The organism is Streptomyces mutabilis, assembly GCF_046628145.1.
Lineage (GTDB): Bacteria > Actinomycetota > Actinomycetes > Streptomycetales > Streptomycetaceae > Streptomyces > Streptomyces mutabilis.
Genome location: NZ_CP176874.1, coordinates 1,250,436 through 1,264,829, shown reverse-complemented (window position 1 = coordinate 1,264,829; position 14,394 = coordinate 1,250,436). Strand labels below are relative to the sequence as shown.

13 protein-coding genes are annotated in these 14,394 nt (G+C 72.6%); 11 read left to right on the top strand and 2 right to left on the bottom strand.

The window, feature by feature from the left end; all coding sequences use genetic code 11:
- The first annotated feature begins 6 nt into the window (after window positions 1-6).
- The 6 genes from ACLIN4_RS05500 (at window position 7) to ACLIN4_RS05475 (ending at window position 7,929) form a co-directional block, all read left to right on the top strand.
- Complete coding sequence (locus tag ACLIN4_RS05500) at window positions 7-1,257, top strand: cytochrome P450 (RefSeq protein ID WP_381914480.1); 1,251 nt, start codon at window positions 7-9, stop codon at window positions 1,255-1,257.
- Window positions 1,254-2,087, top strand: a complete 834-nt coding sequence (locus ACLIN4_RS05495; RefSeq protein ID WP_381940030.1) for a thioesterase II family protein — start codon at window positions 1,254-1,256, stop codon at window positions 2,085-2,087. The genes ACLIN4_RS05500 and ACLIN4_RS05495 overlap by 4 nt, the downstream gene beginning before the upstream one ends.
- Window positions 2,088-2,166: 79 nt before the next feature.
- Window positions 2,167-2,895, top strand: a complete 729-nt coding sequence (locus ACLIN4_RS05490; protein ID WP_381940028.1) for a class I SAM-dependent methyltransferase — start codon at window positions 2,167-2,169, stop codon at window positions 2,893-2,895.
- Window positions 2,892-4,712, top strand: a complete 1,821-nt coding sequence (locus ACLIN4_RS05485; protein ID WP_411575546.1) for an ABC transporter ATP-binding protein — start codon at window positions 2,892-2,894, stop codon at window positions 4,710-4,712. The genes ACLIN4_RS05490 and ACLIN4_RS05485 overlap by 4 nt, the downstream gene beginning before the upstream one ends.
- Complete coding sequence (locus ACLIN4_RS05480; RefSeq protein ID WP_107479655.1) at window positions 4,709-6,472, top strand: ABC transporter ATP-binding protein; 1,764 nt, start codon at window positions 4,709-4,711, stop codon at window positions 6,470-6,472. Before ACLIN4_RS05485 ends, ACLIN4_RS05480 begins: the two co-directional genes overlap by 4 nt.
- Before the next feature lie 59 nt (window positions 6,473-6,531).
- Complete coding sequence (locus tag ACLIN4_RS05475; RefSeq protein ID WP_411575545.1) at window positions 6,532-7,929, top strand: salicylate synthase; 1,398 nt, start codon at window positions 6,532-6,534, stop codon at window positions 7,927-7,929.
- Between the two features lie 364 nt (window positions 7,930-8,293).
- On the opposite strand, the gene rpmF is transcribed toward ACLIN4_RS05475, so the two are convergent.
- Window positions 8,294-8,464, bottom strand: a complete 171-nt coding sequence (gene rpmF, locus ACLIN4_RS05470; RefSeq protein WP_100044497.1) for a 50S ribosomal protein L32 — start codon at window positions 8,462-8,464, stop codon at window positions 8,294-8,296.
- Between the two features lie 249 nt (window positions 8,465-8,713).
- Between rpmF and ACLIN4_RS05465 the strand changes: the two genes are divergently transcribed.
- Together ACLIN4_RS05465 and ACLIN4_RS05460 are read left to right on the top strand one after the other, a co-directional pair.
- The gene (locus tag ACLIN4_RS05465; RefSeq protein WP_369181254.1) at window positions 8,714-9,475 is read left to right on the top strand and encodes a HipA family kinase; all 762 of its coding nucleotides are present in this window, start codon (window positions 8,714-8,716) and stop codon (window positions 9,473-9,475) included.
- A complete protein-coding gene (locus ACLIN4_RS05460; protein WP_107479653.1) occupies window positions 9,472-9,855 on the top strand; it encodes a DUF3037 domain-containing protein in 384 nt (127 codons plus the stop codon). The genes ACLIN4_RS05465 and ACLIN4_RS05460 overlap by 4 nt, the downstream gene beginning before the upstream one ends.
- A 20-nt stretch (window positions 9,856-9,875) precedes the next feature.
- On the opposite strand, the gene ACLIN4_RS05455 is transcribed toward ACLIN4_RS05460, so the two are convergent.
- Complete coding sequence (locus tag ACLIN4_RS05455) at window positions 9,876-10,697, bottom strand: hypothetical protein (RefSeq protein ID WP_107479652.1); 822 nt, start codon at window positions 10,695-10,697, stop codon at window positions 9,876-9,878.
- A 274-nt stretch (window positions 10,698-10,971) separates the two neighbouring features.
- On the opposite strand from ACLIN4_RS05455, the gene fabG reads away from it, so the two are divergent.
- From fabG to ACLIN4_RS05440, 3 genes are all read left to right on the top strand, one after another.
- The gene (fabG, locus tag ACLIN4_RS05450) at window positions 10,972-11,733 is read left to right on the top strand and encodes a 3-oxoacyl-ACP reductase FabG (protein WP_043375402.1); all 762 of its coding nucleotides are present in this window, start codon (window positions 10,972-10,974) and stop codon (window positions 11,731-11,733) included.
- Window positions 11,734-11,777: 44 nt separating this feature from the next.
- Complete coding sequence (locus tag ACLIN4_RS05445; protein ID WP_100044502.1) at window positions 11,778-12,539, top strand: SDR family oxidoreductase; 762 nt, start codon at window positions 11,778-11,780, stop codon at window positions 12,537-12,539.
- 220 nt (window positions 12,540-12,759) lie between these two features.
- Window positions 12,760-14,346, top strand: a complete 1,587-nt coding sequence (locus ACLIN4_RS05440) for an ABC transporter substrate-binding protein (RefSeq protein WP_179342681.1) — start codon at window positions 12,760-12,762, stop codon at window positions 14,344-14,346.
- Window positions 14,347-14,394 lie beyond the last annotated feature (48 nt).

Sequence of the window (14,394 nt, the reverse complement as noted above, 5' to 3'; positions counted from 1 at the left end):
CCACCCATGACAACCCCCGTGTCCCCGACGGCGCCCGGCGCCCCCGACGAACCCGTCACCGGCGCTACCGCGCCCCGTGACTTCCCGATCCGGCGCGGCTGCCCCTTCGCCGCACCCGCCGAGTACGCGGCGATGCGCACCGACGACCCGGTCGCCCGCGTCACCCTGCCGACCAAGCGCGAGGCCTGGGTGGTGACCCGCTACGACGACGTACGCGAACTGCTCTCCGACCCGCGCGTCAGCGCCGACATCCGCCGCCCCGGCTTCCCCGCTCTCGGCGAGGGCGAGCAGGAGGCCGGGGCCAGGTTCCGTCCCTTCATCCGCACCGACGCCCCCGAGCACACCCGCTACCGGCGCATGCTCCTGCCGGCGTTCACGGTGCGCCGGGTCCGGGCGATGCGGCCCGCCGTACAGGCGCAGGTGGACGAGATCCTGGACGGCATGCTGGACACCGGCGGCCCGGTGGACTTCGTGACCGCGTACGCCAACGCCGTCTCCACGTCGGTGATCTGCGAACTGCTCGGCATCCCGCCGCACAACCTGGAGTTCTTCCGGGACGTCACCCGGATCTCCGGCTCCCGCAACAGCACCGCGGAACAGGTCTCCGAAGCCCTCGGCGGCCTCTTCGGCCTGCTCGCCGAGCTGATCGCCGAGCGACGGGAGGAACCCCGCGACGACCTGATCTCCAAGCTGGTCACCGACCACCTGGTCCCCGGCAACGTGACGATGGACCAGCTGCTGTCCACTCTCGGCATCACGATCAACGCAGGCCGCGAGACCACCACCAGCATGATCGCCCTGAGCACCCTGCTCCTCCTGGAGCGGCCGGAGCTGAGGGAGGAACTGCGCCGGGACCCCTCCCTGATGCCCGCGGCCGTCGACGAACTCCTGCGCGTCCTGTCCGTCGCCGACTCCATCCCGCTGCGCGTCGCCGCCGAGGACATCGAGCTGTCCGGTCGGACCGTCCCCGCCGACGACGGCGTCATCGCGCTCCTGGCCGGTGCCAACCACGACCCCGAGCAGTTCGACGACCCCGAGCGGGTCGACTTCCACCGCACGGACAACCACCACGTGGCGTTCGGCTACGGCGTGCACCAGTGCATAGGCCAGCACCTGGCGCGGCTGGAGCTGGAGGTCGCCCTGGAAACCCTCGTCCGCCGTGTCCCCACGCTGCGCCTCGCGGGGGACCGGGACCGGGTCGCCGTCAAGCACGACTCGGCCACCTTCGGCCTCGAAGAACTGATGGTGACCTGGTGACCCCGTCCTCCTCGCCGAACGCGTCGGCCCGCGCCGCGCGCGCCGACAGCCCGTGGATCAGGCAGTGGAACGGGGGTTCCGCCGCCCGGCTCACCCTGATCTGCCTGCCGCACGCCGGCGGCAGCGCGGGCTTCTACCGGCCCTGGGCGGCGCTGATGCCCCCCGAGGTCGAAATCGTCGGCATCCAGTACCCGGCCCGCGAGGACCGCTTCGACGACCCGGCGAGCGCCGACATGGGCGAGCTGGTGACCGCAGTCGCGGACGCCGTCCTGCCGCTGCTCGACCGGCCGTACGCCCTCTTCGGACACAGCATGGGATCCGCCGTGGCCTGGGAACTCGCCCATGAACTGGACCGCCGCGAAGCCCCCGGCCCGCGCCGGCTCTTCGCCTCGGGCCGGGCCGCCCCCGGCACGGCGGTGACCGGACAGCTCCACCGCCAGGACGACGACGTCCTGTGCGCGGAACTGGGGCGGCTCGGCGGCACCAGCCGCGAGGTCCTGGACGACCCCGGGCTGCGCTCCCTGATCCTGGCGGCCGTACGCCACGACTACCGGATCATCGAGACCCACCGGCCCCAGGACCGGCCGCCGCTGTCCTGCCCGATCCACGTGCTGACCGGCGCCGCCGACCCGGAACTCGGCGAGGAGCGCAGCCGCGACCGGGCCGGTGGCTGGGCAGACCTCACCACCGCCCGCACCGAGGTCCGCGTCTTCCCCGGCGACCACTTCTACCTCACCCCGCGACGCCGTGAGGTGGTCGCCACCGTCCTGCGCAGGATGGACCCCTCGCTGACCACGGACGGCCGGCGCACCTGGCCGAGCACCCCGTGAGCCCCCACCACCCGGCCGTGTCGGCCCATCCGGCCGTGTCGGCCCGTCCGGCCACGTCCGCCCCCGCCTGGAGACTGTCGTGATCGACTACTACTCGACCTCGGCCGAGTTCTACGAGCTGGTCGCCACCCGGCACACCGCCAGCAGCGGCCCCCCGCTGACCCGCGTCCTCGCGGGCCTGGACGTGTCGCACGGCCCCGTCCTGGAGATCGGCGCGGGCACCGGACGCGTGACCGAGGTCATCGCCGCCGCACTCCCCGAGGCCGAGATCCTCGCCGCCGAGCCGTCGGCCACCATGCGGGCCATGCTCACCTCCCGGGTCGCCCGCGACCCGGACCTGCGGCGCCGGGTCACGGTGGTCGATGGCGCCGCACAGGACCTCGCCCTGCCCGAACGGCTCTCGGCCGTCGTCATCTTCGGCGTGGCCGGTCACCTCACCGTCCCCGAACGCGTAGCGCTGTGGAAGCGGCTCGCGGCCCGCCTGCCGGACGGTGCGCCCATCATCGTGGAACTGATGGGGGTCTCCTCGCCCCGCGTCATCCCCCCGGTGATGTCACTGAGGGAGACCATCGGGCGCCAGACGTACGAGTGGTGGATCGGCGGCGAGCCCACCGAGGGCGACGCCATGCGGTTCACCACGACCTGGAAGGTCCTGCGCGACGGCCGCACCGTCCGCGAGGTCGCCGACAGCTACGACTGGCACACCTTCGACGTCGCCCGACTGGCCCGCGAGGCAGGCATGACCAGCCGCCGCATCACCGAGGCGGGCGGCCGGCCCATCCCCGAAATCGGAGTACTCGTCAAGTGAAGTCACAACCTCCCGGGTCGGGCACGGACCCGGTGTCCCCGGCCCCGGCAGCCTCCGGCGCGGGCACCCAGGCACCCCCGCGCCCGCTCCGCTCGCTGACCGAGCCCGTCCGGGGCCGACTCGCCGCCGCCGTCGGCCTCCAGGCCGTCGCGGCCCTCGCCGGAGTGGTGCCGTTCATCGCCGTCTCCGAGATCGCCGGCCGTCTCACCGGAGGGGCCCCCGCCGACGGCGACACCCTGTGGCCGCTGGTCGTGCAGGCCTGCGCGGCGGGGCTGCTCGCCCTGGTGTGCGGCACGGCGGCCGGCGCCCTCGCCCACGTCGCCGACAACGACCTCCAACTCGCCCTCCGCCGTCGCCTGGCCCGGCACATCGGGCGGCTGCCGCTCGGCCGGCTCACCGACCGGGGCACCGGTGAGGTCAAGCAGGCGGTGCAGGACGACGTGAGCGCGCTGCACACGCTGTTCGCCCACACCCTGCTCGACGTCGTCGCCGTGCTCACCGCGCCCGTTCTGGCCCTGGCCTACCTGTTCACCGTCGACTGGCGCCTCGCCCTGCTCAGCGTCGTGCCCCTGGCGCTCGGCGTGTTCCTGTTCAGCCGGGCCATGGCGGGCGCGGCGGCGCAGATGGCCGAGTTCGGCGCCGCGTCGGGGCGCATCTCCGCCGCCGCCGTGGAGTTCGCGTCCGGCATCGCCGTCTTCAAGAGCTTCGGGCGCGGAGGCAAGGCCCACGAGCGTTTCGTCGCCGCGACCGAGGGCTTCGCCGACTTCTTCTCCCGATGGGTCCGCACCACCCTGGTCAGCTCCACCGCCGCCGTGCTGGTGGTCGCCCCGGCCGTGGTCCTGCTCCTCCTGACCGTGGTGGGCGCGGTGTTCGTCACCCAGGGCTGGACGACCGGCGCGGAGCTCGTCCCCTTCCTGCTGCTCGGCCCCGCCGTGGCCGCCCCCATGGGCGTCGTCGGCCCCCGCATCCAGCAGATCCGGGCCGGCCAGGCCGCCGCCGTACGCGTCACGGAGCTGCTGCACGCCCCCACGCTCCCCGAGCCCGCCGACCCCGCCCTCCCCGACGGCCACCACATCTCCCTGCGCGGGGTGTCCTTCTCCTACGACGGGCAGACCGACGTCCTCAGCGGCGTCGACCTCGACCTCGCACCCGGCACGGTCACCGCGCTGGTCGGCCCCTCCGGCTCCGGCAAGTCGACCCTGGCCTCGCTGCTGCCCCGCTTCCACGACGTCACGGCCGGCACGGTGACCCTCGGCGGCGTCGATCTCCGCGACATCCCCGCGACCGAGCTGTACCGCCGGGTCGGCTTCGTCCTCCAGGACGTACGGCTGCTGCGGGCGAGTGTCGCCGACAACATCCGCCTGGGCCGCCCCGAGGCCACCGACGAGGAAGTCGAGCGGTGCGCCCGCGCCGCCCGCATCCACGACCGCGTCATGGCCCTGCCCGACGGTTACGCGACCGAACTCGGCACGGCCGTCACCCTCTCCGGCGGTGAGGCGCAACGCCTCTCCATCGCGCGGGCCTTGCTCGCCGACGCCCCGGTCCTCGTGCTCGACGAGGCGACCGCGTACGCCGACCCGCACTCCGAAGCACTGATCCAGGACGCGCTGTCCGCGCTCGCGTCCGGCCGCACCCTGCTCGTCATCGCCCACCGGCTGGCGACCGTTCGCTCCGCCGACCGCATCGTGGTCCTCGAGGACGGACGCGTCACCGAACAGGGCCGCCACGACGACCTGATCGCCGCCCGGGGCCGTTACGCCTCGCTGTGGGAGGCCCAGAGGAGCGCGGACGACATCCGAGAAGGAAGTGCACGATGATCCGTCAGCTCTACCGTGTCCTGGGCCCGGAAGGCTCCCGCCCGCTCAACCGGCTGCTCCTCCTCCAGAGCGGCGCGGCCGTCCTCCAGGGCGTGGCCTTCGCCCTCCTGGTGCCCGTCCTGCGGGCCCTGCTCGGCCCCGAGCCCGACGACGTGTGGCCCTGGCTGACGGCGTTCGGCGCCTGCGCGCTAGCGCACGCCGTGCTCCAGGGGTCGGCCATAGGCGGCGGGTTCACGGTCGGTTCCCAGCTGTCCCGGGTGCTCCACCGTCGCATGGCGGACCAGGCCCTGCGCCTGCCGCTGGGCTGGTTCACCGCCGGTCGCACGGCGGAGTTCAGCAGGCTCGCCGGACAGAACGTCATCCAGGTGATGAGCACGCCGGCCCACCTGCTGCGCCCGTTCATCAGCTCCGTGCTCACCCCTGCGACGCTGGTGATCGCCACCTTCTTCTTCGACATCCGCACCGCCCTGGTGCTGCTGGTCTGCGCGCCCGTGCTGTTCGCCGTCCAGACGGCGAGCACCGCCGTGATGCGCCGGCTCGACCTCGGCCGTGACGCCGCGATCGGCGAGTCCGCCGACCGGGTCCTGGAGTACGCGCGCAACCAGCCGGTGCTGCGGGCTTTCGGCCGGACCGCCGAGGGGTACGGAGCGCTGGACGACGCCCTGGTGGCCGAGGCGCGCGCGGACCGGCGGCTCATCGCGCGGGGGCTGCCCGGCCTGGTCTCGTTCTCGTTCGCCACCCGGCTCGTCTTCGCGCTGCTGCTCGCCCTGGGCGTCTCCTGGCAGCTCGACGGATCGCTCGACGTGCCCACCCTGCTGGCGCTCCTCGTCCTGCTGGTCCGCCTGATCGACAGCGTGTCGTCCGCCGCCGAGGCCGGAGCCGGCATGCGCATCGCCCGCAACACCCTGGAACGCCTCGGCGCGGTCCTCGACGAACCGCCCTTCCCCCAGCCCGCCGAGCCGAAGACGCCTCGCGACGCGAGCGTGGAGTTCACCGGGGTCGGCTTCCGCTACGACGGCGGCGGCGATCCGGCCGACGGGGCGGCCGCACGACCGGTCCTGAACGATGTGACCTTCCGCCTGCCCGAGCGCAGCATGACGGCGCTGGTCGGCCCCTCCGGCGCCGGCAAGACGACGATCGCCGGGCTGCTCGCCCGATTCCGGGACACCACCGAGGGCACCGTGCGCATCGGCGGCGTCGACGTCCGCGAGATCGACGCCGACGCCCTCGCGGCCCACGTCTCCCTCGTCTTCCAGGACGTCTACCTCTTCGACGGCACCATCGAGGAGAACGTCCGCATCGCCGCCCCCGGCGCGGGCGCCGGCGAACTGGCGGAGGCCGCGGCTCTGTCCGGGCTGGACCGCGTGATCGAGGAGCTGCCCGAGGGGTGGGCCACCGAGGTGGGGGAGGGCGGCGCGCGACTGTCCGGCGGACAGCGGCAGCGCGTCTCCATCGCCCGCGCACTCCTCAAGGACGCCCCGATCCTCGTCCTCGACGAGGCCACCGCCGCCCTCGACCAGGAGAACGAGGCGCTGTTCGCCGAGGCCGTGCGGAGCCTGGCCGACCGCAAGACCCTCCTGGTCATCGCGCACCGGCTGAGCACCGTCGTGAGCGCCGACCAGATCCTCGTCCTGGAGGACGGCGAGATCACCGAACGGGGCACGCACGACGACCTGGTGACGGCGGGAGGCACGTACGCCTCCTTCTGGGAACGGCGGGCCCGGGCCCACGGCTGGCGACTGGAGGCGACACCGTCATGACCCCCCACCCGGCACCGGCGACCGACCCGGCCCCAGCGGCAGAGAGAAGGCACGACACCATGAGCACCGGATCCAGGAACGCCTGGGAGGCATGGGCGAGGTCCGTCCCTCCGCTCGCGTGCGCGAGCGCCCGGCCACCCCGCCCCGACCCGGCGGCCACCGCCACCCGCCTCGCACAGGCGGGACTCGCCGACCAGTACGCGGTGTACGAAGGGGAGGGCGGCGTCTGGCACTTCGCGGCGGGCTCCGCCGTCAGCGTCACCGCCGACGCGACCGGCATCACCGCGCGGGCCGCCGGGCGGTCCTGGACCTCGCGCACCGACGGGAAACCCCTGACGGCGTTCGCCGACGCCCTGGCCGCCCTGCGCGACGCGGGCGGCGGGAATCGCCGCTTCTACGGCTGGGCGGCCTTCGAACTCGCCCACCTGCTCCACGCGGACCCCGGGCCGGCGGGAGACCGGCCCTTGCTGCACGCGCTGGTCCCCGAGGTCGAGGTGACCCTGACCGGTGAGGAGACCGTGGTCCGCGCGGTGGACGAGGCGTGGGTACGCAAGGTCGCCGACCTGCTGGCGGAGCCCGGAGCGGAACGCACCGTCCCGGACGAGCCGACGCCGGAGAGGACCGAGGGCGTCATCGCGGACGGCGCCACCGCCTACGGCCGGGCGGTGTCCCGCACGGTCGAGGACATCCGTGCCGGACTGCTGGAGAAGGCCGTGGTCTCCCGGAAGGTCCCGCTGCCCGCCGGACTCCGCCCGGACTTCCCCGCGACCTATCTCGCGGGCCGCCGGGCCAACACACCGGCACGCTCCTACCTGCTGGACCTCGGCGGCTACCGGGCGGCCGGCTTCAGCCCCGAGACCGTGCTGGAGGTCGGGGAGGACGGGCGCGTCAGCACGCAGCCGCTCGCGGGTACCCGCGCACTGGGAGCCGATCCGGCGGAGAACGAGCGCCTGCGCACGGAACTGCTCAGCGACCCCAAGGAGATACACGAACACGCCGTGTCCGTGCGTCTGGCCTGGGAGGAGATGGCGGCCGTGTGCCGCCCGGACTCCGTCGTGGCCGAGGAGTTCATGGCGGTACGCCGGCGAGGGTCGGTGCAGCACCTGGCCTCGCGGGTGACCGGCAGTCTGCGGCCGGGTGCCGGACCGTGGGACGCCTTCGCCGCACTCTTCCCCGCGATCACCGCCACCGGCGTCTCCAAACGAGCCGCACTCCGGGCCCTGGCCCGCCACGAGGAGGGGCCACGTGGCCTGTACGGCGGCGCGGTGTTCCGGGGGGACACTGCCGGCGCTCTTGACGCCGCCCTCGTCCTGCGCACCCTCATCGGCGCGGGGAACGAGGCCTGGCTGAGGGCGGGCGCCGGCGTCACCGCACAGTCCAGCCCCGAGCGGGAGATCGAGGAGACCTGCGAGAAACTCCGCAGCGTCGCCCCGTATCTGCGGCTGTCCGAGAGCTGAACCGGCAGTCCCAGTGCTGAACCGGCAGTCCGAGGGCTGACCCGGCAGTCCGGGGGCTGACCCGGCAGGACGGCCGAAGACCGTCGCCATGGGGCGGACCCCACCGCCACCCGCCCGTCGCCCGTGCGGCGGCGGGGCGGGGGCGAGTGCGGCGGGTCCGAGGCCGTCACGGTGTCAAGGCAGGCGCAGGAGGTTGAGCCGGTAGCCCTCGGCCCGGGGGAGCCGCCGCGCGGCGAGCACGGCCGGCATCTCCTGGTAGGGCATGGGGAGTTCGCCGACCAGCGGTCGAAGAGTACGGATCGGGTACCGGGCCGGACGGTGCCGTGGCTGCGACCACCGTCCGGCCCGGAGTCTCGGCTGCGGGTCAGCCCTCGGGCCGGAGCAGGCCGCGCTCGTACGCCTTGGCCAGCCGCTGGGGGACGCGGTACGGGACCCCGTCCACCGTGACCGTCACCAACTGCGGTGTCTCCGCTTTCCATTGAGCGCGGCGGTGCCGGGTGTTGCTGCGCGACATCTTGCGTTTGGGTACGGCCATGAGGACCTCCGGTACGAACGGTGAGCGAGGCCGACAGTACATGAAAATGGATGTCATTACGATCGGTCGGCCGAGGCGGGAAAGATCGCGGGGGAGTCCGTGGTCACCGCGCCCGGTGGTCCGGGGCGTTCCTCACGGACGATCACACTCGGTTACTATGCACGCGGCTCATCCGTGCGATTCCGTCCGACGGACACCCCGGGAGGCGGCCAGGGAAAGCAAGGCCACTAGGACAGGTTGGCTTCGGGAATGCTGAGAGATGTCACCGCCACCCGCTACATCACCCCCCTGCGTGAAGGCGGCTCGCTGCCCGGACTGATCGAGGCCGACGACCTCAACACCTATGTCCTGAAGTTCACCGGCGCCGGGCAGGGGCGCAAGACGCTCGTCGCCGAGGTGGTCTGCGGGGAACTCGCCCGCAGGCTGGGCTTCCGGGTGCCGCGGCTGGTGACGGTCGACCTCGATCCGGTGCTCGGGCTCGGCGAACCCGAGCAGCAGGTGCAGGAACTGCTCAAGTCGAGCGGCGGCACCAATCTCGGCATGGACTTCCTCTCCGGTGCCCTCGGCTTCGACCCGCTCGCCTTCGAGGTGAGCTCCGAGGAGGCCGGGCGGATCGTGTGGTTCGACGCGCTGGTCAACAACGTCGACCGGTCCTGGCGCAACCCCAACCTGCTGCGGTGGCAGGGCGAGGTGTGGCTCGTCGACCACGGGGCGACCATGATCTGGCACCACAACTGGCCCGGCGCCGAGACCTCCGCGGCCCGGCCCTACGACGCCTCGGACCACGCCCTCGCGCGCTTCGCCCCGGACATCCGCTCGGCCGCCGCCGCGCTCGCGCCCCTGGTCACCGAGGAACTCCTCGCCGAGGTCACCGCTGAGATCCCGGACGTCTGGCTGCTGGACGAACCCGGCTTCGCGACCCCCGACGACCTGCGCCGTGCCTATGCGCGGCCCCTGTGCGAGCGGGCCGCCACCATCCACGAGCGCGTCAGGACCGAGGGGGACCGGTGAGCGACCGCCACGTCTACGAGTACGCCCTGCTGCGCGTCGTGCCCCGCGTCGAGCGCGGGGAGTGCGTCAACGCCGGAGTGCTCGTGTACTGCCGGGCCAAGTCCTTCGTCGGAGTCCGCACCCACCTCGACGAGAACCGGCTGCTCGCCCTCGACCCGCACGTGGACCTGCCCGGCGTCCGCGCCGCGCTGCGTGCCGTCGAGGGTGTGTGCGCCGGCGGGGACGCGGCGGGACAGGCGGCCGGCGACGACCCGGGCCGCCGCTTCCGCTGGCTGATCGCGCCCCGCTCCACGATCGTCCAGCCGGGCCCCGTCCACACCGGCCTCACGACCGACCCGGCGGCGGAGACGGAACGGCTCCTCGACCTGCTGGTGCGGTAGGTGGCCCCGCCTGCCGGGGGTCAGGCGCGCCGACGGCGCCGGAGTACGTAGGCGGCGGCGATCGCGGCGCTCGCCACGCAGGTCAGGCCGATGCCGACGTCCCGGCCGCTCGGCCCGATTCCCGAGGCCCCGCCCAGTCCGCCCTGGGTACCGAGCGTCGGCGCGACGGTCGGGGAGGTGGTGGGGCCCGGCACGGCCGTGGTCGGCGTGGGGCGTGGCTTGGAGGTCGCGGAGATCGTCGGGGACGAGTCCCGCCGCGGCGGTGCGCCGTCGGCCGCGCCACCGACCGCCTCCCGGGCGGCGTCGAACCCGACCTGATCGATCCGGCCCTGGTCGTTCCGGCCCTCCTCGGGACGGAGCCGGCCGGACCCTCCGTCGGCGGGTCGGCCCTCGTCGAACCCGTCCTGGCCGTTGCCGCCCTGACCGTTGCCGTCCTGGCCGTTCCCGCCTTGGCCGTTGCCGTCCTGGCCCTTCCCGCCTTGGCCGTCGCCGTCCTGGTCCGGGCGGTGCTCGTCGAGTCCGTTCTCGTCGGGGTCGTACTCCTCGAGTCCGCCCTCGTCCTGCCGGCCCGTGCCGGCTCCGGCTCCGTCGGCCGGTCCCTCGCCGGACCAGCCGTCGCCGAGCGCGTCCGGTGAGAGCGCGTCGGGTGAGAGCGCGTCGGGCGCGTACGGGTCAGGGGCGAACGCGGCCGCGTCGCCCGGGTCGTCGTCGGAGACGGACCGGGCCGCCTTCTGATGGATGTGGGTCCAGGAATCCGGCTCCTGGGCGTGTGCGGGGTCGGCCAGCGGCACGATCGCGGCGATCGCGACGGCTATGCCTGCGGCACCGGTACGACGGCGCATGGACGCCTCCTTTCCGGCCACGAGGGGCTCGGCCTCCGACGCTAGGGCTCCGGCGGCGCGGGGGCCCGCAGCGCTGGTCCGATCGGGTTGGGCCCACGTGGTGCCGGGGTGGTGGGGCCCAGGTAATGGATCACACCGGAGCGGTGTCCCGTTGACACCGGGTGCCAGGGCTTCTAGCGTCACGTCTGCGGAAGGTACTAAGCGGTCGCTCACCCAAGGTGGCAGGCCGTGGAATCCCGCACGGGCCGCATCCCCAGGACGAGGAGAAGCAGCAATGTCCACCAATGAGCAGCGGGTCGCCGTCGTCACCGGAGCCGCGCGCGGTATCGGTGCCGCCACGGCCGTACGACTGGCCGCCGAAGGCCGCGCCGTCGCCGTCATCGACCTCGACGAGGCCGCCTGCAAGGACACCGTGGAGAAGATCACCGCGGCCGGCGGCAAGGCGATCGCGGTCGGCTGCGACGTCTCCGACGAGGCGCAGGTGGAGTCGGCCGTCGCGCGGATCGCCGAGGAGCTGGGCGCGCCGACCATCCTCGTCAACAACGCGGGCGTGCTGCGCGACAACCTCCTGTTCAAGATGAGCGTCTCCGACTGGGACACCGTCATGAACGTGCACCTGCGCGGTGCCTTCCTGATGTCGAAGGCGTGCCAGAAGCACATGGTGGACGCCGGCTTCGGCCGCATCGTCAACCTGTCCTCCTCCTCCGCGCTCGGCAACCGCGGCCAGGTCAACTACTCCGCCGCCAAGGCCGGTCTGCAGGGCTTCACCAAGACCCTCGCCAAGGAGCTCGGCAAGTTCGGCGTCACCGCCAACGCCGTCGCCCCCGGCTTCATCGCCACCGAGATGACCAAGGCCACCGCCGACCGCGTCGGCATGGGCTTCGACGACTTCAAGGCCGCGGCCGCCACCCAGATCCCGGTGGCGCGCGTCGGCGAGCCCGACGACATCGCCAACGCCATCGCCTTCTTCACCGGCGAGGCGGCCGGATTCGTCTCCGGCCAGGTGCTGTACGTCGCCGGCGGACCGCTCGACTAGGGCACACGGAGACCAGGGAACACGGAGACTAGGTAACGACTGACATGACTGAACTGCCCGCACTCTCCGGCAAGGTCGCCCTCGTCACGGGCGCCAGCCGCGGCATCGGCTACGGCGTGGCCGAGGCGCTCGTCGCGCGCGGCGACCGCGTCTGCATCACCGGCCGCACCGAGGAGACCCTCAAGGAGGCCGTCGACAAGCTCGGTGCCGACCGGGTCATCGGCGTCGCCGGGAAGGCGCACGACGAGGCCCACCAGGCCGTCGCCGTCGAGCGCACGATGGAGGCCTTCGGCCGCGTCGACTTCCTGGTCAACAACGCCGGAACCAACCCGGTGTTCGGGCCGATCGCCGACCTCGACCTGAACGTCGCGCGCAAGGTCTTCGAGACCAACGTGATCTCGGCACTCGGCTTCGCCCAGCGCACCTGGCACGCCTGGCAGAAGGACAACGGCGGCGCGATCGTCAACATCGCCTCCGTCGCGGGCCTGTCGCCCTCGCCCTTCATCGCCGCCTACGGCGTCAGCAAGGCCGCGCTGATCAACCTCACCGCCCAGCTCGCGCACGAGTTCGCGCCCGGGGTGCGGGTCAACGCGATCGCCCCGGCCGTGGTGAAGACCAAGTTCGCCGCCGCCCTGTACGAGGGCCGCGAGGAGGAGGCCGCCGCGGGCTACCCGCTCGGCCGGCTCGGCGTCCCCTCCGACATCGGCGGCGCCGCCGCGTTCCTCACCTCGGAGCAGTCCGCCTGGGTCACCGGGCAGACGCTCGTGGTCGACGGCGGGATCTTCCTCAACGCCGGCGTGGCCTGATCTCGCCCACCTGCTGCCCACGGGCACGCATCCCGGACACGGGCGCCGTCGACGACGACGGCGCCCGTGTCCGCGTTCCGAGACGTTTCGGGACCACCGGGGGCATGACAACGTAGTCATCGCCAAATGATCAAAACCCCTGTTCAGAAGGGGGTTCAGGTGGCGTGGGGCTGCGGTATGGTCTGCCGACCCTTGGTACGGCGGATCGAGGAGCGTGCGCGTGTTCAACCGGAACCGAGGCCTGCGGCGGATCGCGGCCATCGTGTCCATATCGACGCTGGTCACCGGCTGCGGCATCCTGTCGTCCGACAGCTCGGAGGACGAGGGGCCGATCGTGGTCGGCACGACCAGCGCGCCCAGCACCCTCGACCCGGCGGCCTCCTGGGACGGCTCCTGGGAGCTGTTCCGCAACGTCTACCAGACGCTCCTCAGCTACCCCAACGGCGCGACCGCGCCCGAGCCCGACGCCGCCGAGAACTGCGCGTTCACCGACTCCACGAACCAGGTGTACCGCTGCGAGCTGCGCAAGGGACTCACCTTCTCCAACGGGGAACCGCTGGACGCCCAGGCGGTCAAGCACTCGATCGACCGGATCAAGAACATCGACGTCAACGGTGGTCCAGCCGGCCTGCTGGGCACCCTCGAACGGGTCCAGGCACCGAGCGAGCGGGAGGTGGTCTTCCACCTCGACAAGCCCGACGCCACCTTCCCGTTCGTGCTCGCCACGCCCGCCATGTCGATCGTCGAACCGGGCAGCTACCCGGCCGACGCCCTGCGCGAGGACGGCGGGATCGTCGGCTCCGGCCCGTACACGCTCCAGTCGTACGAGGACGGGGAGCGGGCCGAACTCGTCCGAAACGACCGCTACAAGGGCTTCGCCGAGCGCCACAACGAGGCGGTGACCATCCGGTACTTCAAGGACTCCGCCGGGATGGTGAAGGCGCTGCGGGGCGGGGAGATCCAGGTCACCTACCGCGGTCTCGCGGCCGACGACGTCATCACGCTGCAGGGCGCGACCAGCAAGGACGAGGACCTTCAGCTGGTCGAGGGCAGCGGCACGGAGATCCGCTACCTCGTCTTCAACCCCGAGGACCCGTGGGCGGGCCGCAAGGAAGTGCGCCAGGCCGTCGCCCAGGTGATCGACCGGAACGCGATCGCCCACAAGATCTACCAGGACACCGTCGACCCCCTGTACTCGATGGTCCCCAAGGGCCTGACCGGTCACACCACGGGCTTCTTCGACGACTACGGCGACCCGGATGTCGGCAAGGCCCGCGAGATCCTCACCGACGCCGGCATCACCGAGCCCGTCCCGCTCACCCTCTGGTACACGAGCGACCGCTACGGTTCCGAGACCGCGCAGGAGTTCAAGGAGATCAAGCGCCAGCTCGACGCCTCGGGCCTGTTCGAGATCACGCTCGAGAGCCGTCCCTGGAAGACGTACGTCACCGGCTACCAGAAGGGCGAGTACCCGGTGTTCGGGCGTGGCTGGTCCCCCGACTTCCCGGACGCGGAGAACTTCATCGCGCCCTTCGTCGGCGAGCAGAACGCGCTCGGCACGCCCTACCCGGCACCCGAGATCACCGGCGAGCTGCTGCCGCGCTCACGCCGGGAGAGCGACCGTGCCAACGTGGAGAAGGACTTCGAGCGGGCGCAGCAGATCCTCGTGGACGACGCGCGGCTGCTGCCGCTGTGGCAGGGCAAGCAGTACGTGGCGACCAGCACGGACATCTCGGGCGCGGAGCGGGCCATGGACCCGTCGACGATCATGATGATGTGGCAGCTGTACCGCAAGACCAGCTGGTAGGCGCGGGCGGCGGGGGCGATTGTCAGTGGTCACCGGTAGGTTTTGAAG